Genomic DNA, 25,955 nt, shown 5'->3' with positions numbered 1-25,955 from the left:
TCAGATCACCAGGATCGGTCGATAGACGGTCAGGGTTTCCGGGGCTTCGCTGACGCACTGGTCTCCGCTCTGCAACCAGCAATGGGCGAGAAAGGGGAAGGTGCGGACCCCGAACACCCAGTCCGCGTCCAGATCCGCGGCGTTCACGAAGCGCAGCAGCAGTTCCGCCTGAAGCAGACAGGCGCCGGTCCAGGGCGCCAGCGGCAGCAACTGGCGGAACACCTCGACCCGCGCGGCGAGCGCCTCGGGATCCGACCGGCGACCGCGACGCCGGGCGTATCGCCGGCTGAGGTCCAGAAGTGTCGGCCGACGCCGCACCGCTTCGACCCAGATGACGCCGAAGGTAACGAGGTCCCGCAGCGTCGGCCGGATCGGCGGCGCAGGCGGCAGGCGCGCCGACGGCAGGGCCGGCGGCGGGCTCCGATCTTCCGGCGCCGACGTGGGATGCAGCAACTCCTCGGCGGCCAGGCGAAGAAGATCGTCTATCGACCCCAGCGCCCGCCGTCCCTCGATCCGGAGATCGCCGCACTCCGGCAGGCACAGATAATCGTCCGCGGCGAGATCGAGCAGGACCAGATCGTCGCCGACACGGACCGCGTGAATGCCCTCGGCGAGCCAGCCGCAGTGACCGTCCTCGGCGCGAAGCGCTTCGGCCATTCCCAGACCTCTCCCTGTTAGAGCTGAACTTGGCTGGTCCGCCCTGCGGCAGGACCCGGCGGGGCCGTCCGGAACCGGACGGCCCCCTGGGCTCATTCCGGCGGCATGGTCCAGTGACGGGCCGGGTTCAGTTCGGTGAACGGTCCCATCAGGATCGCCCGGGTCAGCCGACGGGCGGCCCCCAGACGCAGCATGCGCGTCTCGTTCTGGATCTTCATCGATCCCTCTCCTGTGTCAGGAATGGCCCCTGCTTGCGGCGTCCGGGGCGAGGCCGGGCCCGGACGTCCGGGCCGCCGAAGCGGCCCGTCCGATCATTCGCTGGGCGGAATGGTGTACTTCAGCACCGGATTCAGCTCGTCGAATTCGCCGCGCGAGACCGCGCGGGTCAGGGTGCGGGCGGCCCCGAGGCGCACGAGGCGCGAGGTGCTCTTGGTCATGGTCGTCTCCTGTTTTGAAGGCCGACAAAACGTCGACGACGAACCATCAACGCCGGAAAGCAAATCGATTCAAACTATATTTCGCGTATACTTCGACTGACCTGGATCGATCCGCCGAACACGGGAGGCGAGGCCCGTCGCGGCGATCCGCCAGCGCGCATAGTAGGCCTCGACCTTGCTCGCCGGCGCGGGACCCGCGGCCGCTTCGGTCGGGCCGTTCAGGCGTCTGAGCGGCGCCAGGCGACGGCGCACGCGAACGAGGCTCTCGATCAGGGGTTGGTTGTCGCAGGCGTCAACCAGGTCGTCGATCCACGCCTCGACGGACGCGTCCGTGGCGTCGCAGGGCTGGGCGACCCGGGTGTAGAGCGCCGCGAGACCGACATGGGCGGCCTCCAGATCGAGCAGACCCAGAACGTCCTCCAGAGGCGCGGCGCGGGTGAAATAGCCCAGACCGCGGCGATCCTCGACGAGGCCTTCGCCGCACAGGCGGGACAGGGCTTCGCGCACCGGGCTGGTGCTCAGCCCGAGCGAGGCGGCGATGTCGACCACGGACAGATGCTGGCCGGGGGCCAGGCCGTCCTCGAGCGCGGCGCGCAGGCTGGCGAGCGCCAGGCCGAAGGGATCGCGCTGCCTCACGACCGCCTCCGGGCCGCTCCGGGACGCAGATCGACGACCGGCAGGCTTCGGGGCGATCGGGTCATGCGGCGCTCCTATACTGATGTCCGCAAGAAAATTGCGTCGTATCCGCAGCTTTTACGCTGTTGATCTTTCTAGGCTTTCATTTGACGCAACGCTGAGGCATTTTTCAACCTGTAGGGGTGCACTCGCTTCGTAGTCGCGTGGCGCCGGAGGCGAGGGAGTAACTGGAGACATGGACGCCCGACACACCCAGACGGCGAACGCGGTGCTCTCCTCCAGCCTGCGCCTGATCCGGTCCCATCGGCGGATGCGGGCCGCGGACGTCGCCCAAGGCATGAATATGGCGCTGCGGTCCTATGAGCATTTCGAGTCCGGCGCCGGTCGGATCAACCTCGAACGTATTCACCGCTTCGCGGAGGTCACCGACAGCGATCCGCACGGAATCCTCGCCGCCCTGGCCCTTGGGTCGCCCGCCTTCGCCTTGCGGTGCGCCGACAACAAATTGGCGACCATCCTCGCCGTGGCGCTGCAGGAGTTCGACGAAGAAGCCGGGGACGCCATCGGCGATCTGGACGCCCGCACCATCATCAACGCCTTCACCAAGAGCCTGAAGGACCTCGCCGATCAATCCGTCCGGCGCGACGCCGAGGCCGAGGCCTGGCTTGAACAGCGCCGGGGACGGTTGATGGCGCCCGCCCGGGAGGATGGGACCGGCGACGGCGCGTAACGCCCCCTCGCCACGGTCGTAGACTTGCGGTCCGAGACTCGCGGACTGGCGCGCGGGACCGATTGCGCGGTTGGATTCGGGCATGAAAGTCCTCCCCCCTCATTCCCCCGCCCCATCTGCTTCACCCTGCCACCGGCTGTCGGATCGCCAGCGGGAATGTCTGGACCTGGCGGCTCTGGGTCTGACCTCCGCCCGGATCGGCGATCGGCTCGGCCTGTCGCCCCGAACGGTCGACGAGCATCTCATGGCCGCCTGTCGCGTCCTCGGCGTCCGCACCCGCATCCAGGCCGTCGCCCGGCTCGCCGCCGCTCAGCGGCCGTCCGAACCCCGGACCTTCCTACCGTAGATTTCCGGCGGGGAGCTCGCGGGTCGCCGGTCCCGCTCCCGATCGGGTTTGCTGGGGGCTCATGCTGGAGCCCGCCGTGCTGGACCTCAATCTGATCCTCGCCCTGTCCCAGGCCTGCGCGCCGCAGGTGGCGCCGGAAACCTTGGCGGCCATCGCCTATGCGGAGAGCCGGTTCAACCCGATCGCGATCGGCGTCAACCGGGGTCCGCGTCCGGCCCGATCGCCTCGGGACGCCGCGGACGCGGCGCGCATCGCCCGCGGCCTGCTGGCGCGGGGCGCGAACCTCGATCTCGGCGTGGCCCAGATCAACAGCGACAATCTGGACTGGCTCGGCCTGTCCGTGGAGGCGGCCTTCGACCCGTGCCGCAACCTCGCCGCCGCCGGCGTCGTCCTGCGCGCGGGCTATCGCCCGGCCGAAGGTGTCGATCGCCAGACGACCCTGAGGGTCGCGCTGTCCCGATACAACACCGGCCATCCGGAGCGCGGCTTCCGCAACGGCTACGTCGCTCGCGTCGAGGCGGCCGCCGCGACCCTCGGCGTCCTGCCGCTCGCCCCTGTTCGAACCCCTGCAGACGACCGGCCCGCACCACCCGCTCCGCCGCTGCCGCCGCCCGCCTGGGACGTTTTCGGGCGGGCCCAGGCCAGCGCCGTCCTCACCTTCACCGCCGCCCCAGACACGGAGTTCTGAGATGACCGCATCCGCGACCGTCCGCAGGGCCGGCGCCGCCGGCGCCATCGCCCTCGCCGCCAGCCTCGTCCTGGTCCAGCCCGCCTTCGCCTCGGCCAATGTCGAAGGCCTTCTGCAGAACGTCGTCGACATGCTCACCGGCAACACGGCCCGGCTTCTGGCCGTGCTGGCGGTCGTGGTCGTCGGCATCCTGTGGATGTTCGGCCTGTTCGACCTGCGGCGGGCGGCGATCGTCGTGCTCGGCATCGTCGTGGTCTTCGGCGCGGCCGAGATCGTCAACCTGATCACTGGCGGTGCGTGATGGAGGCGACCCTGCCCTGGCTGGCGGTCGCTTCGGCCGCGATCGTCCTGGCCCTGTGCCTGATGCTCGGCCTGAAGCTGATCTCGCCCACGCGGTTCGCCCAGATCCTCGCCGGCCTCGCCTCGGGGCTCGCCCTCGCCCTGACCCTGTCGCGCCTGTCCGCCGGAGGTCATCATGGCTGACGAACGTCTGACCGAGGACCCGCTGTTCCTGGCCTGCACGCGGCCGGCCATGATCCTGGGCGTGCCCATGGAGGCCATGGGCGTCAACGTCATCGTCTCGGGCGTCGTCTTCCTCGTCGGCGGCAGCCTGCTCTATCTGCTCGTCGCCCCGGCCCTGCATTTGGTCTTCCGGGCGATCTGCCGGGCGGACCACAACGCCTTCCGGCTCCTCTTCGTCTATGTCGACACCAAGGGCCGGTCGCGCAATGCGGGCCTCTGGGGCGGGAGTTCGGCGACGCCCCTCCCCCTCGTCCGCCGCTATCGCCTGGCGGAGCTGACCCGTGGCTGAGGGCGGGGTTCCTCCGGCGCGCCTGCGGCGGGAGGCCGACGCCCGGCCGCACCTGCCCTATGCGCGTCATGTCTCCGACCATGTGGTCACGCTCGACAGCGGCGCCCTGATGATGGTGTTCCAGATCGACGGAGCCAGCTTCGAGACCGCCGACGCCCGGGACCTCAACGACTGGCACGTCAAGCTCAACCAGGCCTGGCGCAATCTCGCCGACGACCGGCTGGCGGTCTGGCATCATGTGGTCCGGCGTCCGGTGGAGCTGGAACGCTCCTCCGGGTTTCGATCGACCTTCGCCGGCGAACTCGGCGCCCTCTACGACCATCGGGTCGCGCGCCGGCAGCTCTGGATCAACGAGCTGTTCGTCACCCTCGTCCTTCATCCGGGTCGCGACGCGGGCGACCGGGCCGCGGCGCTCGCGAAACGCCTGAAGGCGGCGCGCCGCAGCGACGGCGAGGTCGAGGTCGCCCATATCCGGCGCCTCGAGGAGGCCGGGCGCGACCTGGCCCAGTACCTTGGGCGGTACGCGCCGCGCCGGCTCGGTCTCTACGAACGCGACGGCCTGTGGTTCTCCGAGCCGATGGAGGTCATGCGGCTCGTCTTGACCGGACGCCGGTCGCCGGTCCCGATCGTGTTCGGCCACCTCGGCTCGGCGGTCTACACCGTGCGCGCCATCTTCGGTCGCGAGACCCTCGAGCTGCGCGACGCGGCCGATGCGCGCTACGCCGGCGTCCTGGCCATCAAGGAGTATCCGGCGACGACCCGGCCCGGACTGTGGGACGACCTGCTGAGCGTCCGCTTCGGCTTCGTGATCAGCCAGTCCTTCGCCTTCCTGTCCAAGGCCTCGGCCCGGGCGGTGATGGAGCGCAAGCAGAACCAGATGGTCTCGGCGCGCGACCGCGCGGCCTCCCAGATCACCGGCCTGTCCGACGCGCTGGACGATCTCGTCAGCAACCGCTTCGTCATGGGCGAGCATCAGGCCTCGATCCTCGTCCACGGCGACACGCCGACCGCGCTGGCGGAGCATCTGTCCAAGGCCCGCGCCATCCTCGCGGACTCCGGCCTGGTCGTCGCGCGCGAGGATCTGGGGCTGGAAGCCGCCTTCTGGTCCCAGTTCCCCGGAGCCTTCGCCCGCCGCACCCGGCCCGCCGCCATCACCTCGCGCAATTTCGCGGCCCTGGCGCCGTTCCACGCCCATCCCGTCGGCAAGGCCCACGGCAATCACTGGGGCGAGGCCGTCGCCGTGCTGCGCACCACGGCCGGTTCGCCCTTCTGGTTCCACTTCCATGTCGGCGATCTGGGCCACACCTTCATCTGCGGACCGTCCGGATCGGGCAAGACCGTCGTCCAGAACTTCATGCTGGCGCAGTTGGAGCGGTTCGACGCCCAGCAGCTGTTCATCGACAAGGACCGGGGCGCCGAGATCTTCGTCCGCGCCTGCGGCGGAACCTACCTCGCCCTGCGCAACGGCGAGCCGACCGGCTTCGCCCCGTTCAAGGCGCTCGACCCCAGCCCCGCCAACCGCGCCTTCCTGGTCCGGCTCGTCCGGGCCCTCGTCGCCCGCCCGAACGAGACCCTGACCGTACCCGAGGCCCGCGCCATAGACCAGGGCGTCGCCGCTCTGGAGGCCTTGCCGCGCGAGCGTCGCTCCATCGCCGCCCTGCGCAGCCTCCTCGGTCAGGGCGACGCCGGCGGCGTGGGCGCTCGGCTGGAGCGCTGGCAAAGGGGCGGCCCGCTCGGCTGGGTGCTCGACAACGATGAGGACGCCCTCAGTCTGGAGGCCCGCTTCGCCGGTTTCGACATCACCCAGGTGCTGGACCACGACGAGGTTCGCACGCCGGCGATGCTGTACCTGTTCCATCGCATCGCCGAGCGGGTCGACGGTCGCCGCCTCGTCCTCGACATCGACGAGTTCTGGAAGGTGCTGGGCGACCCGGCCTTCACCGATCTCGCCCAGGACGGGCTCAAGACCTGGCGCAAGCAGAACGCCTTCATGGTGTTCGGCACCCAGTCGCCCGCCGACGCCCTGCGATCCCCGATCGCCCACGCCATCCTCGAGCAGTGCGCGACCAAGATCTTCCTGCCCAACGCCCACGGTCAGGCGCGCGACTATGTCGACGGCTTCGGCCTGACCCAGGAGGAGTTCCGTCTCGTCCGCGAGGTCCTCACCCCGGAGTCGCACCGCTTCCTGGTCAAGCAGGGCCACGACAGCGTGGTCGTCGAGTTGGACCTCGGCGGCATGGACGACGCCCTGTCGATCCTGTCCGGCCGCACCGAGACCACCGCCCTGCTCGACCGGCTGCGCGCCGAGGTCGGCGACGACTACGCGCGCTGGCGCGATCCCTTCCATGACCAGAGGAGGTTCCTATGAGAGCCGGCATTCCCTTCGCCGCGGCGGCGGCCGCATTCGCCCTCGCCGTCGCCCCGACGGTCCAGGCCCAGCAGATCGTCCACGATCCCCGGGCCCTGGCCCAGATGATCGAGGAGGCGCGCACGACGCTAGACCAGCTGAGGGCGCTGCAGACCCAGGTCGAACAGGGCCGGCAGCTGTTCGACAGCCTGAACGACCTGTCCGGCGTCAACGCCCTGGCCGGCGAGCTCGGCTTGCCGACGGTGCGCAATCCGCTGCCGGACATGCGCGCCCTTCGCGCCGCGGCCGACGGCGACCTGTCGGCACTCGGCGACCTGGCCGACCGCGCCGACGCCATCCGCCGCGACACCCGGCTCTATACGCCGCCGGCGGGCGACCTCGACCCGGCCGAGGCCTATTACCGCGACAGCCTCGAACGCGCCGGCGCCCGCACCGCGCGGGACCTCGCCGTCGGTGAGGCGGTGGCCGGCGCCGCGGACCGGCGTCTGCAGGGTCTGGAGACGCTCCGGTCCGCTCTCGACACCGCGCCCAACGCCCGCGCCGTCCTGGATCTCGAAGCCCGCCTCGCGGCCGAACAGGCGATGATCCAGAACGAACAGGTGCGGCTGCAGGGTCTGGCCCTGACCCAAGCCGCCGAAGCTCGGCTCGAGGAGCAACGCGCCCGCGAGCGGGCGGAAGCCGCCCGGGCGGCGCGCATGACAGTCTATGAGAGGGCGTTCCAGTGAGACGATCCGCCCTGCTCGTCGCCCTCGGCCTGGTCGGCTGCGGGTCGCCCGAGCGAACGGCCGAAGACTTCGCCGCCGATCCCGACGCGGCCGAAGCGGTCGTGGCGGCGTGCGACGCCGGTCGAGCCGAGCGCGAATGCGAAGCGGCGCGTCAGGGCCTGGCCGAAGCGCGTCGGCAGGCGCGGATGCGCGTCTATGAGCGGGCCTTCTGAGGATCCCGACGATGAGCTTTCGCGTCTTCGAACCCAGCTACGACTTCATCGACGAACGGCTCAACGTCTTCCTCGGCGACCGTCTGTCGTCTGTGATCGCCGAGGTCGAGGGACCGCTGCGCATCGCCCTGGTCCTCTATGTCGTGCTCTACGGCGTCGCCATCCTGAGGGGCGCGATCAGCGAACCGGTGATGGACTTCGCGGTCCGCTCGCTGAAGCTCGCCTTCCTCTATCTGCTGGCGACCACGGCCGCCTATTCCACCTTCGTCACCGAGCCGCTGTTCACCGGCCTGCCCAACGCCCTCACCCGGGCGGTCAGCGGCGCGGACACCCCCAGCGTCGGCGCGGCCTTCGACCAGTTCTTCGCCTATGCGGCCTGGCTGGGCGAGGACATCTCGCGCGAGGGCTCCGCCTTCAATCCGGGCCCTTGGGTCGTCTCGGCCGCCGTCTTCATCATCGGCGCCCTGGCCGCCGCCCTCGGCTTTGGGGTGGTTCTGGTGGCCAAGCTGGCCCTGGCCCTGCTCGTCACCCTCGGCCCCATCTTCATCGCCTGCGCCCTGTTCGACGCCACCCGCCGCTTCTTCTTCGGCTGGCTCAGCCAGGCGGTGAACTACCTCGTCCTGTTCGCCCTGATCATCGTCATCTTCCAGCTCGTCCTGTCGCTCGTGCGCGACCAGTGGGGCGCGATCCAGGGGGCCGACCCGATGATCGGCGGGCTGATCTTCATCGCCCTGTGCCTGCTGGGGGCGATCTTCTTCCTTCAGACCCCGGCCATCGCCGCCGGCATCGCGGGCGGCGCCAGCGCCGGCCTCGCCGACTTCGCCAACGCCGCGGCCCTGGGCGGGAGCGGCTCGGGCCGCACCAAGGGTCCGCAAGAAGCCAGCCGCCAACCGCCCAGGGGCGGCGGCTCCATTCGACCGAGAGGCGCCTGACATGACCCACCGCTCCCTCCTGCTCGCCGGCCTGATGCTGCTGGGCGCCTGCGCCCACCGGGGCGATCCCGCCCTGCCGACCTGCGACGGCTCCGCCCGGCGGCCGGCTAATCCCCACGGCTCGGCGCTTGCGCCGCACGCCGAACCACGACCGGCCGAGGCCGCCGCCGGTCCCGACGCCGGAACAGGAGGCTGCGCATGAGCGGCGTCCCTTCCTCCGAACTGAAGCGCTATTTCACCGAGGCGCGGCGCTGGGACCAGGATCGTCTGGCCGCGGCGCTCCGGTCCCGCCGCCTCGCCTGGTCGGCGGCGGCGCTGGCCACGGGTCTGGCGGTGATCGCGACCGGCGCGGTGGCGATGCTGACGCCGCTGAAATCCACCGAACCCTTCGTCATCCGGGTGGACCGGACGACCGGCGCGGTCGATGTCGTGCGCGGCCTCTCGGCCGAGGACGGGCCGGTCCACTACGACGAGGCGGTCAGCAAATACTTCCTCGGCCAGTATGTACGCCAGCGCGAGGGCTACCTCGACCCGGCCGCCGAGGACGCCTTCCGTCTGGTCTCCATCCTGTCGGCGCCGGCTGAACAGCGGCGCTGGGCCGATCTGTTCCGCGGCTCCAATCCCGACAGCCCGCAGAACCTCTATGGCCGCGACGGCGAGGCCGTCATCTCGATCCGCGCCATCGGCTTCATCAACGACGGCGTCGCCAACGTCCGCTTCCACCGCACGGTCCGCCAGGCCCAGCAGACGGTGGAGAGCGACTGGATCGCCACCATCGCCTTTACCTACACCCGCGCGCCGATGTCGGAACCGGACCGGCTGAGGAATCCCCTCGGCTTCCAGGTGACCTCCTACCGCGCCGATCCTGAGGTCATCCGATGAGACGCTCCCTGTCCCTGCTGGCCCTGGCCGCCGGCCTCGCCCTCGCATCCCCGGTCGCGGCGCAGGCCCCTCTGGACCCGCGCATTCGCGAACTCGCCTATGATCCGGCGGCCGTCTACCGGATCGCCGGAGCGTTCCGGACGGCGACCCAGATCGTGTTCTCGCCGGACGAGACCATCCGACACGCCGCGATCGGCGACAGCGTCGCCTGGGAGGTGGCTGCGGAAGGGTCAGTGCTGTTCCTCAAGCCGCGCGAGCGCCATCAGGCGACCAACCTGCTGGTCGTCACCGAGCGCGCCGGCGTGATCCGCCACTACGCCTTCGAGCTCGTCGCCCGCGAGCCCGGCGACCGGTCCGCGATCGCCTATCAGGTCCGGTTCCGCTACCCGGCCGACGATCAGGCCGAGGCGGCCCGGGCGCTGGCCGTCCAGGCCGAAGCGGTGGAGCAGCGTCTCATCGGACTGGAACTGGAGCGCGGCGTGGTCGAAGGGACCCGCAATCTGGCTTGGTCGGCCCAGGGCGACGCCGCCCTGCAGCCGAGCGAGGTCAGCGACAACGGTCGTTTCACCGTGCTGCGCTTCCCCGGCGTCCAACCCCTGCCGGCCGTGTTCGAGGTCGGGGAGGACGGGGCGGAACGCCTCATCCCCTATGACGTGCGCGGCGAGTTCGTCGTCATCCACGGCGTGACGCGCGGTCTGCGGCTGCGGCGGGGGCAGTTGGTGCTGTGCCTGTTCAACGACGCCTATGACGCCCGCGGCGTCGCGGTGGGCACGGGCACGGCCTCTCCGGCCGTCGACCGCGGCCCCCTCGGAGGCCGGTCATGACCGCGCCCGATCCCATGCCGCCCGCTGACGCGCCGCCTCCCCCCGCCGCTCCCGGCGATCGCGGCGTCTCGCCGATCGCCGGCCGGTTCGGCGGACGGCAGGGCAAGCTCATCACCCTGGCCGCCCTGGCCGTCGGCTGCGGCGTCTTTCTGATCGCCAGCTGGGATCGCGGCGACGCCGAGCGCGGCGAGCCGTCCCGTCGCGACGAACCGGCCCGGCAAACGACGCCCTTCGAGCCTGCTCGCCGTGAAGCGCCGCCTCTGCTCAGCGAGGCCGCCTTCGATCCGAACGCGCCCGCCCTGACCGACGACGACGCCATCCCGCCTCTGGAAGCCGCGCCCCGGGGCGAACCCCCACCCCGATCCGGCCCCAGTCCGGCGGAACAGCAGCACGCCCTGGCCGAGAGCGCCCGACGCGCGCCCGTGCTCGCCTATAGCCGGGCCGGCGGCCAATCTGGCCCGCCGCCGATCTCGACGACGGCGGCGCCTCCGGGCGAGCCGACGTCGCTCGACCAACTCCGTCAGCTCACGCCCGTGGGCCAGACCCGCGCCGGCCGCCTGCCCGACCGCAACCTGCTGGTCACGGCGGGGACCAGCGTGCCCTGCGTCCTGCAAACGGCCCTGGACAGCACCACGCCCGGCTATGTGACCTGCGTCCTGCCGCGTGACGTCTGGTCCGACAACGGCGCCGTGGTGTTGATGGAGCGCGGCACCCGGGTTCTGGGCGAGTATCGCGGCGGTCTTCAGCAGGGCCGCCGCCGGCTGTTCGTGCTCTGGACCCGGGCGGTGACGCCGACCGGGGTCGCCGTCGCGCTCGCCTCGCCGGCCGCCGACGCCCTCGGCCGGTCAGGATTCGACGGCGTGGTCGACACTCATTTCTGGGACCGGTTCGGCGGCGCCCTGCTGCTTTCCATCGTCGACGACGGCGTCCATGCCGCCGCGGGCCGGAACGACGGCGCATCCTCCACCGCCCGCCTGCCGTCCGACGCCGCCAGCGTCGCCCTACAGGGCTCGGTCGAGATCCCGCCCACGCTGCGCAAGGGCCAGGGCGCGGAGGTGTCGATCTTCGTCGCCCAGGACCTGGATTTCTCCGGGGTTTATCGGCTGCGGCCTCGCTGATGGATGACACCTCGGTCCTGGATCACTACCTCGCGCCCCTGCGCCCCTTCCTCGAGCCGGCGACCGTGACCGAGGTCGTCATCAACCGGCCGGGCGAGGTCGGCGTCGAGGCGGACGGGACCTGGCGCTGGGCCGAGGCGCCCGAACTGACCGAGGCGTGGCTGCGCACCCTGGCGGTGGCCGCCGCGGCCTACACCCGTCAGGACGTTGGACCCGAGCAACCGATCTGCTCGACCACCCTGCCCGGCGACGTGCGCTGCCAGATCGTCCTGCCGCCGGTGGCGGCGGACGGGGGCCTCTCCCTCACCCTGAGAAAGCCGTCGCGGCGACGTCTGGGCCTGAAGGAGTTCGCGGCGGCCGGTCTGTTCGACGAGGTCGCCGACGCCCAGACGGACGCCACGGATCTCGTCGACGCGGAACTGGTTCGTCTGCGGCAGGCCGGCGACTGGTCCGGCTTTCTGACCCTGGCGGTCACGGCCCGGCGCAACATCCTGATCTCCGGCGCAACCGGCTCGGGCAAGACGACCCTGGCCAAGGGGTTGATCGAACTGATCCCGGACCATGAGCGGCTGCTGACCATCGAGGACACCCGCGAGTTCGTCGTGCCGCATCGCAACGTCGTCCACCTGGTCTATTCCAAGGACGGACAGGGCCTGGCCCGGATCGGTCCGAAACAGCTTCTGGAAAGCGCCCTGCGCATGCGGCCGGACCGCATCCTGCTGCAGGAACTCCGCGACGGCACGGCCTTCTTCTATCTGCGCAACGTCAACTCGGGGCACCCGGGCTCGATCACCACGGTGCATGCGGATTCCGCCGCCCTGGCCTTCGAGCAGCTCACCCTGCTGGTGCGGGAGTCCGAAGGCGGGCGCGACCTGCCGCGCGAGGACATCCGCGCCCTGCTGCATCTGCTCGTCGACGTCGTCATCCAGATGAAGAAGGTCGACGGGCGCTTCCGTGTGACGGAGGTCTGGCATGACCCGGATCGCAAGCGCCAGCCCGGGGGCTAGGGCGGCGGCTTTCGCCGTCGGCAGCCTGGCCGCCGTGACCCTGCTGGCCATCCTAGCCGCCCTCATCGCTCTTGTCGGTCTGGGCCAATTCTCCGGCACCATCGATCCCGCCCGCGTCCCCGGCTGGTTCTGGTACTATCGCCAGGACCCGGAGGTGCGGCGCTGGCTGACCGTCGGCGTCTCGGTGTCGGTTCTGCTCGGCGGGGTTCTCGTCGCGGCGATCCTGCTCTCCCGACGCCGGCCCTTGCACGGCGCCGCCCGCTGGGCCTCGGGATCGGAACAGCGGCGCGCGGGTCTGCGGGCCGACCGCGGCGTCATCCTGGGCCGGGCCGACGGCGGCTTCCTCATCGCCGACGGGCCCGAGCACGTCATGCTCTACGCGCCCACCCGCACCGGCAAGGGGGTCGGCGTGGTCATCCCCAACCTCCTAGCGTGGTCGGACTCCGTAGTCGTGCTGGACATCAAGCGCGAGAATTTCCTCGCCACGGGGGGCTATCGCGCCGAGGCCGGCCAGACTGTGCATCTGTTCGATCCTCTGGCGCGGGATGGTCGCACGGCGCGGTTCAATCCGCTCGGCCATGTCGATCGCACGGACCCCATCGCGGTGCTGGACGAGCTGCAGCGCATGGCGGTGATGCTGTTCCCGGTCCACGACCGGGCCGATCCCTTCTGGGCGGAGGCGGCCAGAACGGGGTTCATCGGCGTCGGCGGCTATGTCGCGGCCACGCCCGAACGGCCCTTCACCCTGGGCGAGATCTTCCGCCAGTTGACCGCCGGGGACGCCCGCGCCCGCCTGCCCCGGATCGTCGCGGCCCGGGAACAAGAGGGCCGCCCCCTGCCTGGTCCGGTCGTGGCGGCGCTCACCGACTTCACCAGCTCCAGCGAGAACACCTTCGCCTCGGTGCGCCAGTCGATCACCACCCGGATGGGGCTCTGGCTCAATCCCCGGGTCGACGCCGCCACCTCCGCCTCGGATTTCGACCTGCGCGACCTGCGCGGCGGCCGGCTCTCCCTCTATCTGGGCGCCACCCCGGACAATATGCTGCGGATCCAGCCGCTCTATGCGCTGCTCTTCCAGCAGTTGGTCGACCTGAACAGCCGCGCCCTGCCCGGCCCCGCCGACCGACCCGCCCTGATTGTGCTCGACGAGTTTGCCCGTCTCGGGCCCGCGCCGGTGCTGGCCCACGCCTTCGCCTGGGTCGCCGGCTACGATCTGCGGCTGCTCGCGGTGCTTCAGAGCCCGTCCCAGCTGAGGGCCATCTACGGTCCGGACGTGGCCGAGGAGGTGATGACCAACTGCGGGGTCGAGATCGTCTTCGCGCCCAAGGAGCTGAAGGTCGCCCAGGAGCTCAGCGATCGGCTGGGCGCCTATACGACGGACGGCCGCAGCCGCAGCCGACCGACGGGACTGAGCCAGGGTCGTCGCAGCACGACCGTGTCCGACCAGCGCCGGGCGCTGATGCTGCCCCAGGAGCTGATGCAGCTCCCGCAATCGGCCCTGATCGTGTTGAAGGCCGGCCTGCCGCCGGTGCGGGGCCGGAAGATTGCCTACTTCCGGGAGCGCGTCTTCCAGCGCCGACTGCGGCCCGCCCCCGACCTGGCGCCGGTCGCCGCGCCGACATCGCCCCCTGTTCCGGAGGAGGATCCGATGGATTTCGACGTCATCGCCCGGGCCTTCGCCGCCGAAGGCCTGCCGCCGCCTCCCGCCGGAGCGGATGAGAGCGCCGTCGGCGCCTGGCTGGATCGGGTCGTCGATACGGCCGTGCTGGAACGCGAGCCATGAAGACGCCCGACGACGCCCCGTCCAACCGCCTCGCCCCCGCATCAAGTGCGACCGGGTCGCGGCGTTCGACCGCCAAGGGCGATGTGCCCGAGGCGGTGCTCGATCGCTATCTGGTCGAGCGCGACCTGCGGGGCCGACCGGAACGCTTCTTCCGCGATCATCGCGCGTCCGAGCCGACGTTCCGCGACCGCGGCGGCTCGCTCGTCTCCAGTCAGGCCTATCCGGACGCGGTCGTCGATATGCTCAAGATCGCCCGCCACCGCGGCTGGGACCAGGTTCGGGTGTCCGGCGATCCGGCCTTCCGGCGCGAGGTGTGGATCCAGGCCCAAGCCCTGGGGCTGGAGGTGCAGGGCCATCGACCGCGAGAGCGGGATCGGCAGGCCGCCGGCGAGCCACATCCCCAAGCCTCCCCGGACCTCGGCGCGCGGCTCGACCGCGCCGCCGTCGTGGTGCGCGCGCTCATCGCCGATCCGGCCGCCCAAGCGCGGCTGATGGCCCGCGCTCTGACCCGGGCTGCGGACCGGACTCCTCAACCGGAGCAGGTCCGCGAGCAGCGAACCCGAACCCGGTAACCGAACCTCGGATCTGTTGATGATCAGACAGTGCCAATTGATCGGGCCATAAGTTCGCGCTTTGTTCTTGCAATGCCTGTTCGAAAGAAAGTCCTGGTCGAGTGGCAAACAGCGGGGCCGCGCCGGTCCTACTTCGTGCGGCCCGGTTCCCGATCGCGACCCTGGATCTGGTTCAGGGACGGCCACATGCCTCATTTCGACGAACCGACGGCCTGGTTCATCGTGGAAAAACGCAAGGGCTATTGGGTGGCGGTCGAACGGGTCGATCAGCCCTGAAGGCCTTGGCCGCGCGCGTTTGCGATCGGTCGTGACTGTGCCACGCTGGTGGCATGTGCAACCTCTACAGCCTGTCCAAACACATCTCGGCCATCCTTCAGATGGTCGCGGCCATGACCAAGGACATCGGCAATTTCGGCCCGATGCCGGCGGTCTTTCCCGACTATTCGGGGCCGATCCTGCGCGGTCAGGCTGACGGGTCGCTCCTGCTCGCCCGGGCTCGGTGGGGCATGCCGAGCAGTCGGAAGGCGCTGTTCGAGGCGGCCACCAAGCGGGCCGACAAGCTGAGGGCCAAGGGCAAGCCGTTCGACTTTGAAGAACTGCTGCGGATGGAACCCGACAAGGGCACCACGAATATTCGCCGCACCGAGAGCCGGCACTGGTGGCCCTGGCTCGCTCCGGAGAACCGATGTCTGGTCCCCTTCACCGCCTTCAATGAACCCGACCAGGTCAACCGCGGCGACAGCGTCTGGTACGCCCTCGGCGAAGACCTGCCGCTCGCTTTCTTCGCCGGCGTCTGGACCCAGCACGCCTGCGTTCGGATGATCAGCAAGGGGTGGGAAGAGCTGGACACCTATGGCTTCCTGACGACGGACGCGAACGCCGATGTGGCGCCGTTTCATCCCAAGGCGATGCCGGTGATCCTGCGGACAGCGGAGGAGCGCGACGTCTGGATGCGGGCGCCTTGGGACGAGGCCAAGGCCCTTCAGCGGCCGCTGCCGGCGGGCGTCCTGACCATCGTCCAACGCGGCGGCACGGAGCATTCCGACGGACCCCTCTGACGGGCAGGTTCAGCAGCCAGCCCTTCAGCGTTTGCGTTTGGATTTCGACGGCGGTTTGGTCGTCTTCAACGCTTTCCGGATTTTCTTCACCTCAGCGACGCCGCGCTTCGCCTCGGCGCGAACCCAGTTCGGGTCAAAGCCAAGGACCGTGGACAACTCATCGAGATTCTCGTCGCCCTTTGAGAATTCGACGGCATGAACAATGCGCGTGTTGCTGAGAGGAAAGGTCTCGTCCCGGGGGTCCAGACGGGAGAGCATGACCTGGACCTGCACGGCCTTATCCAGACTATCCGTCAGGCTGGTCGCCGTCGGCGCCGTCGCGCCCCACTGATCATACAGGGCGACGCGGTGAACGGCCCTCTGGTTGGGAGCCAACTCATAGGGGTGAAGACGAAAGACGTGACGTTCCTGGAAGAAGCGCGTCAGGCTCGACCAGTCGCAGATTTTCACGCCATCGCGGCCCTCGGGGAGTGCGAACGGCTCACTGAACAGAATGCAGGGGACGATCGTGTAGTCCGCGATATCAATGCCGCCGGCGGCAAGCGCCATATCCGGATGGCGTCGCAAGCCGCCGATCTGACGTTCGATCTGGCTGACGAAATCGTCGAGTTGTTCGCCGAAACAGTACCCGGCCATGGGATTGCCGTCGGACAGCCCCCGGTTCTTGCACTCGAAGACGAAAAGTCTGTCGCCCCACGGCACCAGGACATCGAGCTCATAATCTTCGCCGTCCCGAGTGGTGTCGATTGTGAACGGCTTCAGCCCCTGCGCGACAAACAGGTCGTGCACGGCCTGCTCAAAAACGGTGCCCTTGTCCTGGGGCGCGGCGCCCATCGCATTCAGTCGAGAGAGCGTGGTCTTGCCCGGGTCCGCGTTGAACGATGCGGCAGAGATGAGGAAAAATCCGCCGTCATCGAGGCGGACCAAGGGCGTATCGAACAGGTCGCCGCTGCGCTTGTGCAAGCTGGCGTGGGCGACGAAGGCCTCAGCGGTCGCTAGATCCAACCCAACGGTCCCCAGTCTTGCCTCCAGATCGCCCGGCGCGAACCGAACCACCCACCGATCCACCCCCGTCCTGGCCGACAGCGCCTCTTCCGCGAAAAACCCCAGCGCTGCATAGCCCCGCAACCATTCGACCAGCCTGAGCCCCGCAAAGCGTCGGACGTCCTGAAAAATGTTCTGGCCAAGCACCGTTGCGAGGTAGCCGGCGCCCACGATCTCGGGGGCTCGCAGCGCCGCCAGCGGCGCCAGCGGAACGGGTGAGCCAGGCGCCGGACTCCGACACGGCCCCGCGCCGAAGCTAGCCAAAATGGTCTTTGCGAAGCTCTGGATTGCGACCTCTTTGGCCCGTTCATTGGCGATCCAGTCGAGAACCTCCTCTTCGGTCGCATGATACTGCAGCACCTCCGACGGCCCGGGCGGCGGCGCGGACGCCTCGCCCTCTTTCGCCGTGCGCGGATCTGTCGGACCTGACGTCAGCGTCCAGTCCCCGCCCCAGAATCGCCGACGTTCCTCCACCCGTTCCCAGCGCCGCCAGAAGGCGGCCATGATCTCGCAGCCGTGTCCGTCCTGGGGCTGTGCGGCCTGGAGATCCAACGATGCCGGGAAAACCGCGACGCCGGCCTTGTCAAACCAGTGGCGCTCGTACGCCAGCATGGTCAGGGTGATGCGGAGACCGCTCAACAACGCCCCGGTCACGCCGTCGATGGAATACGGCTGACCATCAGAATCCAGGCCCCGAATTTCGTTGCCGAGATTCAGCGCCGTCATGCGGGCAAGGGCCGCGTCCGCCTCTGTGTGAAGGCCCTCTGACCGAACCGCAATCAGGGCCAGGGCGATGGCCGCCTGGTCTTCGGGCGAACGGGACCGGACCGGCAAGGCGGCCAGATGTCCGCCCAGGCTGTGGTAACCGGCCTCGATTTCCCGATGCACCGCGAAGACCGCCGCCAGGCGCTGCCCTTCGGTTTGGCCCGTCGTCGTCGTGACGTGCGCAACGAGGTCGGCGGCAAAGGCATCGCGTCGGGACTGGCGCGCCAAGTTCGGAGTTTTGGAGAAGAGATCGCCCGATCGGAGCAGCAAACCGCAAAGCTTGTCCATCTCTTCCGGCGCCAGCGCGCCTGTCGGCAGCGCCAAAATGAACCCCGCCGGGGATAGCGACGCGAGCGGGCTACGCAAGGCAGAGAGGGACACGCGGGATTTGGCCATCGCGATCAGATAGGGCCCGGGACGCCGTCGCGTAAGGGTCCGATCAGTCCGGCCAAACCACCGCTTGCATTCAGGTCAGGCGACAGCCCCGGCGTTGGCTCGCCGGGCGAGATCCGCACAGGTCTCCATCAAGGCCTCGAACGGTTCGGCGTCCGCCTCGAGCAGACCGTCCTCGACCATCCGACGATAGTCCTCGCCCAAAGCCTCCAGGGATGCTCCCTCCGGCTTCAACTGAAGACCGCCGGCGACCGCCCGACCGTAGTCGATCTCCGCCCCGTCGGCGGTCTCGCGGAAAAACATCGCCTTATGCCGCGCGACCGCCTCGGCCACCGCGCGATCGGTGATCGCCGTCCCCGCAAAACCGGCGGCGTCCAGACGGGCCAGATCGTGCCAGTGACGCGAGAAGCGATCCCCGCGCAGGCGACCCTGAACGCAATAGACATGGGCCGCCGTGGCCTTCTCCCAGAAGGTTCGTTCGGCGGCCATCACCCGGGGCGTGGCGATCGGGAACGTCACGCCCTGCAGATGGGCGGCCGCATCGCAGACCACCGGACGCGGCGCGCTCGGTTCGCCGGTCGCACGAGCCCCGAACTCGAGCATCACGCTGGGCGAGACATAGCCCGTGCCGGTGCTGGTCGGGGCGTAGTCCACGAAGGCCTTGGCGCCCTCGATCCGCACCTCGGCGGCGACTCCGTCGGCGGCCAGGCGCGCCTCGAGCACCGGCCGGACCTCGCCCTCGACCCAGAGCGGCAACAGCCGGTGAACGTCGCGCGACCAACGCCGCTCCTCGGCGCGGGTCGCCGGCACGGGGTCTTCGGGCGCGTCGGCCAGGTCCGGAAGGAGCCGGCGGATGTCATAGGTCAGGTCGATGTCTTCAGAGAAGCGCTGGATGACGTCATAGGCCTTGGACAGGGACGTGCCGCCCTTGAAGACCAGCGCCTCGCCCAACGGCGCGTCGAACAGAGCCCGAAGCGCCCACACGACCCAGACGTCTTTCTCCAGCAGATGCGCGGGACGGCCGGACTCGGCCGCCGCCGTCGCAAGCGCCTCGATCCGGTCCTCGGCGGACAACTGCAGGAAGACGTCAGACATGCGCCGCCTGGCTCACCGAACGCGCCAACCACGTCGGCAGACGCGGTCCGACGGACACCAGTTCTCCGAACGCCGAAGGCCCTAGCTTGCGCTTCAAGGTTTCGAGCGCCGTTCCGGCCTTCTCCGGCCCGAGCCAGGCTAGGGCGCGAACCGCCTCGCCGGCGGGACGATCGGCCAGGAGCAGTTGCCATGCGGGCGCGTGCTGGAATTCCACCGTCTGCTTGCCGACGCTGAAGATACGGCTCTTACCGTTGGTCAGATAGACCATGCGGATCGGCACCTGGGTGGTCAGGCCCAAGGCGTTGGCTGCGGCGGCGCCATTGGAGGCGACGACCTCGCCACGCTGCTCGCTGACGGCTCGCACCACCTTTTCGATCGAGGGCGTACGAGCGCCGAACCGGCTTTCCAGCGGGCGCATATAGACGCCGCGACCGGCGCGCAGCAGCCGGCCCCGGCGCACCAGCCGCGACAGGGCCTGATCCACAGCCGCGCGGCTGCCCAGGTGCAACAACCCCTTGGCGGCGATCGGCGCGCCTTCCGGCAGCGTCGAGGCGCGCTTCATGATTTGATCGGCGAGTGTTTGCATCACAACCTCTGTGTCAGAAATATAGGTCAGCTTCTGACACTTCGCAAACACCATGCGCCCGCCTGCAATGTCCGACCTATCGGTCACGCGTCCGGCCGGCATCGCGCCGGGCCTCCCGTCCCTGTCGCAGCGCCTGATCTCGCGTCATCGGGGCCGGCCGTTCCCGGACGAACCGCTCCACCAAAGCGGCGAGCGCGCGGTCCCTGGGCTGCTCCGATCGCGACAGACGAAGGGCCTCGGCCACAAGGGTGCGCCGGATGGACAGCTCACGTATCCGGATCGCGTCCAGCCAGGGCGTTTCGCCACCGCCTACTGTGAGCGCGGCCCGATAGGCCGCGGCGAGGACCTCGGGCAACGGCCCCTGCCCCGCCGCGAACCGCTCGCGCATCTTGCGCACCGGGATGCGCTCGGCCTTGCGAGTGACGCCCCGGGACCGGCGCGGCGTCGCCTCGGCCTCGATCGACCGGTCGCTAAGGGCGCGCGCGAAGCCTTCCCGCCAAATCTGCAGGTCCGCCTTGCGAGGATTCAACCGCTCGCCGTCCCGCCCCAATCTTCGCACCGTCAGATGGACGTGCGGATGTCGGCCTTCATCATGCAGGGCGAAGACATAGGGAAAGCGCTCGCCGAACGTCCCGGCCGCAAAGGCCCGCGCCGCGTCCTGCAAACGGGCGGCGTCGGTCCCGGACGGCATGCTCAGCACGATCGACAGGGTGATCGACGCATCCCGCCGACGTCCCGGCTCGAGGGCGAACTCCTCGGCCCAGTCGCGCGCCAGTTCTCGCACCTGCCCACGGCCTTCCAGTCGCTCTCCATCGGGCCCTTCCAGCGCCAGCGCTCCGTTACGGCTGATGTAGTCTAGGTGCGCCTTCAGATGAGCGTTGTCCCGGGTCCGTCCGGTGATCTTCACCATCACCTCGGGTACGCGGCAAGCCACCCGCGCGAACCGGACGGACGGATCGCCGCCGTCCCCGCGAGACGGACGCAGCACCGCAGGCGTGATCCGGGCGCGCCGGATTTCGACGGGCGGACGCAGCACCTCCTCGAAACCGCGCGATGACCGGAAGTCGGTCACGACGCCGGCGCCCAATAGGCGAGATTGCCCTCGAAGGCCTCGCCGAGCGCCTCGACCCAGGCCGAGATCTCAGCCTGGAAAGCGCCGAGTTGGGCCAGTTCCAGATCCAGCACCGCACCGTCCATCACGGCGGTGTTTAGCGCGCGGGCGATCTGATTGATGTTCACGCCGATCCGCCTGAGCTCGCGGCGCACCTCGATCAGGGTCAGAGCTTCGGGCCGGCTGAACTGCGGCCGATCATGCAGGCGGCGACGGATGAGCGCCACGCTCCACTGGGTTCGCGACAGGCCCGTCGCCGCCGCCTCGCGCTCCAGGAGACGCAGGTCTGCTTCGCCAAGACGCAGAGTCAGCTTGCCCGACCGCACCGCCACCGGTGCTTCCTCCAGCGCCGGAAGAGCCGCCTGAGCGGCGCCGTCCATGAGCCTCCGGAGAAGCCGCGAGCGCCCGCCTTGATCGGCCGCGGCGGCGTCGAACCGGCGGATCAAATCGGGCGAAACGCGGAGGGTGAGGCGGTCCATGGGAGAGCGGGTCTGTCAGACATTGCCGGCGCAAAGCCTATCCTGCCCTAGACCGTCACCCCCCTCGCCCCGTAGGCCTCCGGTGCTGCACGTCCTCCCCTCGGCGACCGCTGCACGGCCGCTCGCCCGCCGTCCTGTCGGACGCCCCAGCCGGACGGATCATGAGGAGGGAAGCGGCCTCGGAGGCAGACGCCCGCGCTTTCGCGCGGGCGTCCTCCGTCAGCGGATCAGCAGCAGGGTCCGCCGTTACAGCAGGCCGCGAGAAGCTCGCAGCAGGAGGCGGCGGCCTTGACCACCGAGTCGGGCGCGGCCGCGAAGGCAGCCGAGGCCGAGGTCAGCAGCACGAGGGCCGCGAGCGAAAAAGCACGTTTCATTGTTGATCTCCATGGATCGGTTTTCTGAGAAAAGGATCGTCGGTGGAGATCAGGTTCGAGGGGGCGGGTCCTCCGCTTCCGGCTCCACCCCCGCGAGGGCGTCGGCCGGTAAACGATCGTGCACATCGGCGGAGGCCGCTACCGGGACGGCCGCGGCGGGCGTCGGAACCAGGCCATGGCAGAGCACGGCGCACAGCCGAGCGCAGCTCATCTTCACGGGATCGCAGGGGGCATCCGGACTGGAGCCGTCGGCGGGCGCCATCGGCATCGACATGGCCGCGGCCGGAGTCTCCCAGGCCGTGACCGGGCTCGACGCGAACAGCAGGGCGAACACGGCCAGAATGGCCGGCGCCCAGGCCGCAGTTGTTCGACGTCCGATCATCAAGCTCAATACGTCCAGCAAGACCCCAAGGTTACAGCGCAGGTGACGCGCGCGCCAGCCATGACCGGCGCGCGCCCCTGCATCTTTTACGTCCCCGGCGTCAGCCGCCCTCGCCGGCCGCATGAAGAAAGTCCACGGCGCGCTGGGCGTGGGCGGCGGCCGAGAAGATGAATCGCTTGTCGTCGCGCAGCACCTCGAGCCATGAGGCGACATAGGCGGCGTGATCCTCGCGCGGCTCGAGAGCCAGCCCCAGGTCGGCGCAGAGGAAGGCGGCGCCGATTTCGGCCACCAGTTCTTCCCGGGCGTAGCCGGCGTCTCCATGCCGGCGGCGTCCGAAGTCGCGGTCGAGCCGAGCGGGGTGCCTGGTCCAGTGCGTCAGCTCGTGGCCCAGCGTCGCGTAGTAGGCTTCCGGATCGCGGAAGCTTTCGAACACCGGCATCTGCACGAAGTCCGGTCCCGGCGCATAGAAGGCGCAGCCGCCGCCATGACGGACGTCGGCGCCCGTCGCGGCGAAGAACGTCTCGGCCCGGGCGATCCGTTGACCGAGGTTCAGGACCGGCGCGGGCGCCGGGGCGGACGAGGCCGGGAGACCCTCGATCTGTTCGACGTTGAAGACCGTGTAGGCCTTCAGGAACGGAATGCGTCGGGTCGTCTCCTCCCCGGCGTCGTCATCGTCGATGCGGACCAGCTGGTCGGCGTAGACGACGGTGGAACCCTTTTCGCCCTTGCGGACATGAGCGCCCAGGGCCAGCGCCTGCCGGAAGGTCATCCAGGTGGAGGACTGAAAGCCTCGGGCGGCGGCCTCGCCCCACAGCAGGACGACGTTGACGCCGCGGTAAGGCGTGCCGTCGTGCCGGAGGGGTCGGCTGACGCTTTCGGATGCGGCCCAGGGCTGGCTCCAGGGCCGGACGCCGGCTTCGAGCTGGGCGACGATCTGGTGGGTGATGCGGGTGTAGAGGTCGGGACGTGAGGGTTCGTTGGGGCGCGACATGGCGGCCTCCTCAAGACGGGATTTGAAGAAGGGGCGGCGGCGCTGTCGTCAGCGCCGCCGCGGCTCGCTCAGCGGGACCAGATCAGGCTGTGTCCGCCATCGATCTCGACCAGCGAGGCGTAGATCGGGGCCGGGAAGCTGGGATCGTCGAGCTTGACCGACAGGTAGTCGCGGTTCTGCTGGCTCGTTTTCTTCCAGGCCGCGCCGAACTCGGTCTGGCCGGAGAAGATGCGGAAATCAGGAGCCTTGTCGTCGGTCTTGTCATTGGCCCGGAGTTGGGCCGCCTTGACGTTGAGGGTCAGGGTCTTGATCGAACCGCTGTAGCTGCCGTCCGCTTGCTGGGTGAAGGAACCGATGGTGGCCATGGAAGTCTCTCCTTGCTGATCTCGGGCCACGCCTGCCGCGGCCTCGATGGCGATCGGCGGACCGGAGGCCGGGCGGCCCGCAGGCGAGCACAGGGAGCCCCGCAGCGCAGCGGAGGACCGGGAGCGCGACTTTCTTGCCTCGCGAGGAAGGCCGTCAGGCCGGGGAAGAAAGTCGCGCGAACGGTTGCGGAAGCCGGACGGGCTTCGGTCAGATCAGGCCATTGAGAGGCCGCGCAAGGCTTGGCGCGTCGCAGGAGAGACGGCTGGTCACCGCCGCTTGAACCATGCGGCCAATCGCGGCGCTCGTAGGGATCGTGCCGCCAATGCCGGTGCATCCGCTCCGCCACCAAAGACGTGCCCAGGATTCACCGCTTCCGCGTCGTCGCAGCTGACGCGCGGCATGGCGACGGGCGCGGCCACGCCTGGCATGAATCTGAGGTGTCTCCTGCTATGAAGGGAACCTGAAGCAACTCCAGCTTCGTTCCCCTTCCGAGCGTTCCGTTCGAGGGACAGTCGCGGTGTCGTAAGCCAGCCGGATGAGGCGGCCGGAGCGTGCTCATCGGGAGTCAGAACAATGCGCAACTCCATCAAAATCGCTGGCTGCGGAGACAGCCCTCGGCGTCATCGCCGGTCTCGTGGCCACGAGGGTAACCGAGAGGGCGCAGACGGCGCTCTACCAGATCAAGCCGCCGAAAGTACGGGAAGAGGAAGTGCTGGAGCGACCATGCTCTTGATGATCGACGAAGGTCTGACGCCTGTGTTCGGCTACAGTGCTCCCAATCGAGACAACCCCCTGCTCACCCAGGCTAGAGGGGTCGCCGGGCACCTTCTCTTTGGCGCCGTCAACGCGGTGGTGACCGAGGCACTGTACCGCCTCGTCCGTCCCAAGGTAGCCGCTACAGAGCGAGCGCGGAGCATACATCGATGACCAAACATTATGATCTTGTGGTGATCGGGACCGGGACCGCCGCCATGGTCGGAGCCATGCGGGTTCGCGCTGCTGGTCGCAGCGTCGCGGTTGTCGATTTTCGTCCCTTTGGAGGCACGTGCGCGCTCCGGGGCTGCGATCCAAAAAAAATGCTGATCAGCGGGGCCAACGCCGTCGATCATACATGGCGGATGCGAGGCAGGGGTGTCGCCGGCGACGCCCGAATTGCTTGGGCCGACCTCATGGCCTTCAAGCGGGGTTTCACCGATCCCGTTCCCCAAAAGCACCAAGAGCGGTACTCTGAAAGAGGCATCGACACTTTTCATGGACGGGCGCGCCTCACCGGCCGCAACAGCCTTGAGGTGGGCGAGGAAACGCTGGAGTTTTCGAACCTGCTCATCGCCGCCGGAGCCGAACCCAGGAAACTCGGCATCCCGGGGGAAGAGCATCTGGTCACCAACGAGGGCTTCCTCGAGCTGGGTGACATGCCAAAGCGCATTGTGCTGGTCGGCGGAGGCTATATCGCGGCCGAGTTCTCCCACATCGCCGCGCGGGCTGGCGCCGAAGTCGTAATCCTCCAGCGTGGCGAGCGATTGCTTCCCCAGTTCGACCCGGACGTGGTCGGTTGGCTCATGGAAAGCTTTCGCCAACTCGGCGTTGACGTGCGCCTCGAAACGACAGTCCAGGCGGTCGAGCAGACGCGCGCAGGCTTTCGGGTTCACTCCCAGACGAAGGGGAAAGCCGTCGATGTCCATGCTGATCTGGTCATTCACGCCGCCGGACGAGGACCTGCGATCGACGATCTCGGCCTTGACGCCGCCGGGGTCGAGCATGAAGGAGGCCGCCTGAAGCTCAACGAATTTCTGCAGAGCGTTTCCAATCCAGCCGTCTATGCCGCGGGCGACGCAGCCCAGGTCGGTCCGCCGCTGACCCCCGTGTCCAGCCACGACGCCAAGGTCGTGGCGGCCAACATTTTGAACGGTAACTCCGAAAGGCCGAACTATCGCGGCGTCCCGAGCGTGGCCTTCACAATCCCGCCTATCGCGGCGGTCGGGCTGACGGAGAGGGAGGCTAAGGATCAGGGTCTGCTCTACCGAGTCAAAAATCAGAAGGCCTCCGACTGGTTCACAGCACGCGCAGCGGCCGAACCCACCTTCGGCTTCAAGGTCTTGGTCGAGGAAGGGACGGAACGGGTGTTGGGCGCCCACCTCGTGGGCCCGAACGTGGACGAGGTCATCAATATTTTCGCTTTGGCGATCCGCCATGGACTGACTGCGGATGACCTCAAGACCACGATGTTCGCCTATCCGACGGGCGCATCGGATGTGGGCTACATGCTATGACGCTCAAGCGGTGTCGCGGTAGGTTCATGGCGCCATCCGCATCGCGGATTGGAGCGAAGGAGGGATCCCTTGGAGAGGCAGTCCGACACCATCCAGTTCACGGTGATCCGGGGCGACGGCGACTGGCGGGTGCTTCGCGATGGCCGACCCTCAGGGCATTTCGACTTCAGCGTCGACGCCATAGAGTCCGCGCTCGTGAAGGCGACGACGCTGATCGACAAGGGCGAGCAAGTGGAAGTCTTTGTCCAGGACGCGGCCGGCCAGTTGCGTCAGGTCGATCCGGTCGGCGGGGAAGTGCTCCACTAAGAGGACG

General features: G+C 69.1%; 32 protein-coding genes. 19 read left to right on the top strand and 13 right to left on the bottom strand.

The window, feature by feature from the left end; genetic code table 11:
- The 4 genes from V7672_RS04875 to V7672_RS04860 all read right to left on the bottom strand — a co-directional run bounded on the left by V7672_RS04875 (nucleotide 1) and on the right by V7672_RS04860 (nucleotide 1,730).
- Nucleotides 1-657 carry a lasso peptide biosynthesis B2 protein gene (locus V7672_RS04875; protein WP_292072514.1) on the bottom strand — a complete coding sequence of 219 codons (657 nt, stop codon included), beginning with the start codon at nucleotides 655-657 and terminating at the stop codon, nucleotides 1-3.
- 92 nt (nucleotides 658-749) lie between these two features.
- Nucleotides 750-875, bottom strand: coding sequence for a hypothetical protein (locus V7672_RS04870; protein ID WP_280513208.1), 126 nt, complete (start codon nucleotides 873-875; stop codon nucleotides 750-752).
- Nucleotides 876-968: 93 nt separating this feature from the next.
- Entirely contained in the window at nucleotides 969-1,094 is a 126-nt protein-coding gene (locus tag V7672_RS04865) for a hypothetical protein (RefSeq protein ID WP_280513207.1), read from the bottom strand.
- A 69-nt stretch (nucleotides 1,095-1,163) separates the two neighbouring features.
- A complete protein-coding gene (locus V7672_RS04860) occupies nucleotides 1,164-1,730 on the bottom strand; it encodes a GntR family transcriptional regulator (protein ID WP_066624965.1) in 567 nt (188 codons plus the stop codon).
- A gap of 235 nt (nucleotides 1,731-1,965) precedes the next feature.
- On the opposite strand from V7672_RS04860, the gene V7672_RS04855 reads away from it, so the two are divergent.
- The 17 genes from V7672_RS04855 to V7672_RS04775 all read left to right on the top strand — a co-directional run bounded on the left by V7672_RS04855 (nucleotide 1,966) and on the right by V7672_RS04775 (nucleotide 15,786).
- Nucleotides 1,966-2,460, top strand: coding sequence for a helix-turn-helix domain-containing protein (locus V7672_RS04855; protein WP_218015909.1), 495 nt, complete (start codon nucleotides 1,966-1,968; stop codon nucleotides 2,458-2,460).
- Nucleotides 2,461-2,542: 82 nt separating this feature from the next.
- Entirely contained in the window at nucleotides 2,543-2,806 is a 264-nt protein-coding gene (locus V7672_RS04850; protein WP_292072504.1) for a helix-turn-helix domain-containing protein, read from the top strand.
- Nucleotides 2,807-2,867: 61 nt separating this feature from the next.
- Nucleotides 2,868-3,494, top strand: coding sequence for a lytic transglycosylase domain-containing protein (locus tag V7672_RS04845; protein WP_084375296.1), 627 nt, complete (start codon nucleotides 2,868-2,870; stop codon nucleotides 3,492-3,494).
- A 1-nt stretch (nucleotide 3,495) separates the two neighbouring features.
- Nucleotides 3,496-3,795 (top strand): TrbC/VirB2 family protein, encoded by a 300-nt coding sequence (locus V7672_RS04840; RefSeq protein WP_066624959.1) that lies wholly within the window; start codon nucleotides 3,496-3,498, stop codon nucleotides 3,793-3,795.
- On the top strand, nucleotides 3,795-3,977 hold the full coding sequence (locus V7672_RS04835) for a hypothetical protein (RefSeq protein ID WP_066624957.1): 183 nt from the start codon (nucleotides 3,795-3,797) through the stop codon (nucleotides 3,975-3,977). The genes V7672_RS04840 and V7672_RS04835 overlap by 1 nt, the downstream gene beginning before the upstream one ends.
- Nucleotides 3,970-4,305 carry a type IV secretion system protein VirB3 gene (locus tag V7672_RS04830; RefSeq protein ID WP_066624953.1) on the top strand — a complete coding sequence of 112 codons (336 nt, stop codon included), beginning with the start codon at nucleotides 3,970-3,972 and terminating at the stop codon, nucleotides 4,303-4,305. Before V7672_RS04835 ends, V7672_RS04830 begins: the two co-directional genes overlap by 8 nt.
- Nucleotides 4,298-6,673, top strand: a complete 2,376-nt coding sequence (locus tag V7672_RS04825; protein WP_292072490.1) for a VirB4 family type IV secretion/conjugal transfer ATPase — start codon at nucleotides 4,298-4,300, stop codon at nucleotides 6,671-6,673. Before V7672_RS04830 ends, V7672_RS04825 begins: the two co-directional genes overlap by 8 nt.
- The gene (locus V7672_RS04820; protein WP_066624933.1) at nucleotides 6,670-7,398 is read left to right on the top strand and encodes a type IV secretion system protein; all 729 of its coding nucleotides are present in this window, start codon (nucleotides 6,670-6,672) and stop codon (nucleotides 7,396-7,398) included. Before V7672_RS04825 ends, V7672_RS04820 begins: the two co-directional genes overlap by 4 nt.
- Entirely contained in the window at nucleotides 7,395-7,610 is a 216-nt protein-coding gene (locus tag V7672_RS04815; RefSeq protein ID WP_066624932.1) for an EexN family lipoprotein, read from the top strand. The genes V7672_RS04820 and V7672_RS04815 overlap by 4 nt, the downstream gene beginning before the upstream one ends.
- An 11-nt stretch (nucleotides 7,611-7,621) precedes the next feature.
- The gene (locus V7672_RS04810; protein ID WP_066624926.1) at nucleotides 7,622-8,542 is read left to right on the top strand and encodes a type IV secretion system protein; all 921 of its coding nucleotides are present in this window, start codon (nucleotides 7,622-7,624) and stop codon (nucleotides 8,540-8,542) included.
- A 198-nt stretch (nucleotides 8,543-8,740) separates the two neighbouring features.
- On the top strand, nucleotides 8,741-9,424 hold the full coding sequence (locus V7672_RS04805; protein WP_066624923.1) for a virB8 family protein: 684 nt from the start codon (nucleotides 8,741-8,743) through the stop codon (nucleotides 9,422-9,424).
- Nucleotides 9,421-10,248, top strand: coding sequence for a TrbG/VirB9 family P-type conjugative transfer protein (locus tag V7672_RS04800; protein ID WP_157076428.1), 828 nt, complete (start codon nucleotides 9,421-9,423; stop codon nucleotides 10,246-10,248). The genes V7672_RS04805 and V7672_RS04800 overlap by 4 nt, the downstream gene beginning before the upstream one ends.
- Nucleotides 10,245-11,366, top strand: coding sequence for a type IV secretion system protein VirB10 (gene virB10 / locus V7672_RS04795; protein ID WP_335623505.1), 1,122 nt, complete (start codon nucleotides 10,245-10,247; stop codon nucleotides 11,364-11,366). The genes V7672_RS04800 and virB10 overlap by 4 nt, the downstream gene beginning before the upstream one ends.
- The gene (gene virB11 / locus V7672_RS04790) at nucleotides 11,366-12,373 is read left to right on the top strand and encodes a P-type DNA transfer ATPase VirB11 (RefSeq protein ID WP_066624916.1); all 1,008 of its coding nucleotides are present in this window, start codon (nucleotides 11,366-11,368) and stop codon (nucleotides 12,371-12,373) included. The genes virB10 and virB11 overlap by 1 nt, the downstream gene beginning before the upstream one ends.
- Complete coding sequence (locus V7672_RS04785; protein ID WP_335623504.1) at nucleotides 12,339-14,156, top strand: type IV secretory system conjugative DNA transfer family protein; 1,818 nt, start codon at nucleotides 12,339-12,341, stop codon at nucleotides 14,154-14,156. The genes virB11 and V7672_RS04785 overlap by 35 nt, the downstream gene beginning before the upstream one ends.
- Nucleotides 14,153-14,728 (top strand): LPD7 domain-containing protein, encoded by a 576-nt coding sequence (locus tag V7672_RS04780; protein ID WP_335623503.1) that lies wholly within the window; start codon nucleotides 14,153-14,155, stop codon nucleotides 14,726-14,728. The genes V7672_RS04785 and V7672_RS04780 overlap by 4 nt, the downstream gene beginning before the upstream one ends.
- Nucleotides 14,729-15,057: 329 nt before the next feature.
- Entirely contained in the window at nucleotides 15,058-15,786 is a 729-nt protein-coding gene (locus tag V7672_RS04775) for an SOS response-associated peptidase family protein (protein WP_066624904.1), read from the top strand.
- Nucleotides 15,787-15,810: 24 nt separating this feature from the next.
- On the opposite strand, the gene V7672_RS04770 is transcribed toward V7672_RS04775, so the two are convergent.
- From V7672_RS04770 to V7672_RS04730, 9 genes are all read right to left on the bottom strand, one after another.
- Complete coding sequence (locus tag V7672_RS04770) at nucleotides 15,811-17,991, bottom strand: hypothetical protein (RefSeq protein WP_335623502.1); 2,181 nt, start codon at nucleotides 17,989-17,991, stop codon at nucleotides 15,811-15,813.
- Nucleotides 17,992-18,066: 75 nt separating this feature from the next.
- Nucleotides 18,067-19,083 (bottom strand): nucleotidyl transferase AbiEii/AbiGii toxin family protein, encoded by a 1,017-nt coding sequence (locus V7672_RS04765; RefSeq protein WP_054765698.1) that lies wholly within the window; start codon nucleotides 19,081-19,083, stop codon nucleotides 18,067-18,069.
- A complete protein-coding gene (locus V7672_RS04760) occupies nucleotides 19,076-19,669 on the bottom strand; it encodes a DUF6088 family protein (RefSeq protein ID WP_054766932.1) in 594 nt (197 codons plus the stop codon). Before V7672_RS04760 ends, V7672_RS04765 begins: the two co-directional genes overlap by 8 nt.
- Nucleotides 19,670-19,745: 76 nt before the next feature.
- On the bottom strand, nucleotides 19,746-20,741 hold the full coding sequence (locus tag V7672_RS04755) for a relaxase/mobilization nuclease domain-containing protein (protein WP_335623501.1): 996 nt from the start codon (nucleotides 20,739-20,741) through the stop codon (nucleotides 19,746-19,748).
- Nucleotides 20,738-21,160, bottom strand: coding sequence for a MobC family plasmid mobilization relaxosome protein (locus tag V7672_RS04750; RefSeq protein WP_231681270.1), 423 nt, complete (start codon nucleotides 21,158-21,160; stop codon nucleotides 20,738-20,740). Before V7672_RS04750 ends, V7672_RS04755 begins: the two co-directional genes overlap by 4 nt.
- A 326-nt stretch (nucleotides 21,161-21,486) precedes the next feature.
- Nucleotides 21,487-21,633 (bottom strand): hypothetical protein, encoded by a 147-nt coding sequence (locus tag V7672_RS04745; RefSeq protein WP_169802110.1) that lies wholly within the window; start codon nucleotides 21,631-21,633, stop codon nucleotides 21,487-21,489.
- Between the two features lie 49 nt (nucleotides 21,634-21,682).
- On the bottom strand, nucleotides 21,683-22,015 hold the full coding sequence (locus V7672_RS04740; RefSeq protein ID WP_219895934.1) for a hypothetical protein: 333 nt from the start codon (nucleotides 22,013-22,015) through the stop codon (nucleotides 21,683-21,685).
- Nucleotides 22,016-22,115: 100 nt separating this feature from the next.
- Entirely contained in the window at nucleotides 22,116-23,006 is an 891-nt protein-coding gene (locus tag V7672_RS04735) for an ArdC family protein (protein ID WP_066624883.1), read from the bottom strand.
- 68 nt (nucleotides 23,007-23,074) lie between these two features.
- The gene (locus V7672_RS04730; protein WP_054765695.1) at nucleotides 23,075-23,371 is read right to left on the bottom strand and encodes a DUF736 domain-containing protein; all 297 of its coding nucleotides are present in this window, start codon (nucleotides 23,369-23,371) and stop codon (nucleotides 23,075-23,077) included.
- A gap of 924 nt (nucleotides 23,372-24,295) precedes the next feature.
- Between V7672_RS04730 and V7672_RS04725 the strand changes: the two genes are divergently transcribed.
- Entirely contained in the window at nucleotides 24,296-25,642 is a 1,347-nt protein-coding gene (locus V7672_RS04725) for a dihydrolipoyl dehydrogenase family protein (RefSeq protein ID WP_054765693.1), read from the top strand.
- Nucleotides 25,643-25,711: 69 nt separating this feature from the next.
- A complete protein-coding gene (locus V7672_RS04720; protein ID WP_054765692.1) occupies nucleotides 25,712-25,948 on the top strand; it encodes a DUF2188 domain-containing protein in 237 nt (78 codons plus the stop codon).
- Nucleotides 25,949-25,955 lie beyond the last annotated feature (7 nt).

This window comes from Brevundimonas sp. (assembly GCF_036963785.1).
GTDB lineage: Bacteria > Pseudomonadota > Alphaproteobacteria > Caulobacterales > Caulobacteraceae > Brevundimonas.
Note: the sequence above shows the minus strand (reverse complement) of the source record. Positions and strands in the feature narration are given on the sequence as shown.

What these genes read in the sequence shown, in the direction of transcription:
- V7672_RS04875 (WP_292072514.1), bottom strand. Translation starts at nt 657, where the DNA reads ATGGCCGAAGCGCTTCGCGCCGAGGACGGTCACTGCGGCTGGCTCGCC.
- V7672_RS04870 (WP_280513208.1), bottom strand. Translation starts at nt 875, where the DNA reads ATGAAGATCCAGAACGAGACGCGCATGCTGCGTCTGGGGGCCGCCCGT.
- V7672_RS04865 (WP_280513207.1), bottom strand. Translation starts at nt 1,094, where the DNA reads ATGACCAAGAGCACCTCGCGCCTCGTGCGCCTCGGGGCCGCCCGCACC.
- V7672_RS04855 (WP_218015909.1), top strand. Translation starts at nt 1,966, where the DNA reads ATGGACGCCCGACACACCCAGACGGCGAACGCGGTGCTCTCCTCCAGC.
- V7672_RS04850 (WP_292072504.1), top strand. Translation starts at nt 2,543, where the DNA reads ATGAAAGTCCTCCCCCCTCATTCCCCCGCCCCATCTGCTTCACCCTGC.
- V7672_RS04845 (WP_084375296.1), top strand. Translation starts at nt 2,868, where the DNA reads ATGCTGGAGCCCGCCGTGCTGGACCTCAATCTGATCCTCGCCCTGTCC.
- V7672_RS04840 (WP_066624959.1), top strand. Translation starts at nt 3,496, where the DNA reads ATGACCGCATCCGCGACCGTCCGCAGGGCCGGCGCCGCCGGCGCCATC.
- V7672_RS04835 (WP_066624957.1), top strand. Translation starts at nt 3,795, where the DNA reads ATGGAGGCGACCCTGCCCTGGCTGGCGGTCGCTTCGGCCGCGATCGTC.
- V7672_RS04830 (WP_066624953.1), top strand. Translation starts at nt 3,970, where the DNA reads ATGGCTGACGAACGTCTGACCGAGGACCCGCTGTTCCTGGCCTGCACG.
- V7672_RS04820 (WP_066624933.1), top strand. Translation starts at nt 6,670, where the DNA reads ATGAGAGCCGGCATTCCCTTCGCCGCGGCGGCGGCCGCATTCGCCCTC.
- V7672_RS04810 (WP_066624926.1), top strand. Translation starts at nt 7,622, where the DNA reads ATGAGCTTTCGCGTCTTCGAACCCAGCTACGACTTCATCGACGAACGG.
- V7672_RS04805 (WP_066624923.1), top strand. Translation starts at nt 8,741, where the DNA reads ATGAGCGGCGTCCCTTCCTCCGAACTGAAGCGCTATTTCACCGAGGCG.
- V7672_RS04800 (WP_157076428.1), top strand. Translation starts at nt 9,421, where the DNA reads ATGAGACGCTCCCTGTCCCTGCTGGCCCTGGCCGCCGGCCTCGCCCTC.
- virB10 (WP_335623505.1), top strand. Translation starts at nt 10,245, where the DNA reads ATGACCGCGCCCGATCCCATGCCGCCCGCTGACGCGCCGCCTCCCCCC.
- virB11 (WP_066624916.1), top strand. Translation starts at nt 11,366, where the DNA reads ATGGATGACACCTCGGTCCTGGATCACTACCTCGCGCCCCTGCGCCCC.
- V7672_RS04785 (WP_335623504.1), top strand. Translation starts at nt 12,339, where the DNA reads ATGACCCGGATCGCAAGCGCCAGCCCGGGGGCTAGGGCGGCGGCTTTC.
- V7672_RS04780 (WP_335623503.1), top strand. Translation starts at nt 14,153, where the DNA reads ATGAAGACGCCCGACGACGCCCCGTCCAACCGCCTCGCCCCCGCATCA.
- V7672_RS04775 (WP_066624904.1), top strand. Translation starts at nt 15,058, where the DNA reads ATGTGCAACCTCTACAGCCTGTCCAAACACATCTCGGCCATCCTTCAG.
- V7672_RS04770 (WP_335623502.1), bottom strand. Translation starts at nt 17,991, where the DNA reads ATGGCCAAATCCCGCGTGTCCCTCTCTGCCTTGCGTAGCCCGCTCGCG.
- V7672_RS04765 (WP_054765698.1), bottom strand. Translation starts at nt 19,083, where the DNA reads ATGTCTGACGTCTTCCTGCAGTTGTCCGCCGAGGACCGGATCGAGGCG.
- V7672_RS04760 (WP_054766932.1), bottom strand. Translation starts at nt 19,669, where the DNA reads ATGCAAACACTCGCCGATCAAATCATGAAGCGCGCCTCGACGCTGCCG.
- V7672_RS04750 (WP_231681270.1), bottom strand. Translation starts at nt 21,160, where the DNA reads ATGGACGGCGCCGCTCAGGCGGCTCTTCCGGCGCTGGAGGAAGCACCG.
- V7672_RS04745 (WP_169802110.1), bottom strand. Translation starts at nt 21,633, where the DNA reads ATGAAACGTGCTTTTTCGCTCGCGGCCCTCGTGCTGCTGACCTCGGCC.
- V7672_RS04740 (WP_219895934.1), bottom strand. Translation starts at nt 22,015, where the DNA reads ATGATCGGACGTCGAACAACTGCGGCCTGGGCGCCGGCCATTCTGGCC.
- V7672_RS04735 (WP_066624883.1), bottom strand. Translation starts at nt 23,006, where the DNA reads ATGTCGCGCCCCAACGAACCCTCACGTCCCGACCTCTACACCCGCATC.
- V7672_RS04730 (WP_054765695.1), bottom strand. Translation starts at nt 23,371, where the DNA reads ATGGCCACCATCGGTTCCTTCACCCAGCAAGCGGACGGCAGCTACAGC.
- V7672_RS04725 (WP_054765693.1), top strand. Translation starts at nt 24,296, where the DNA reads ATGACCAAACATTATGATCTTGTGGTGATCGGGACCGGGACCGCCGCC.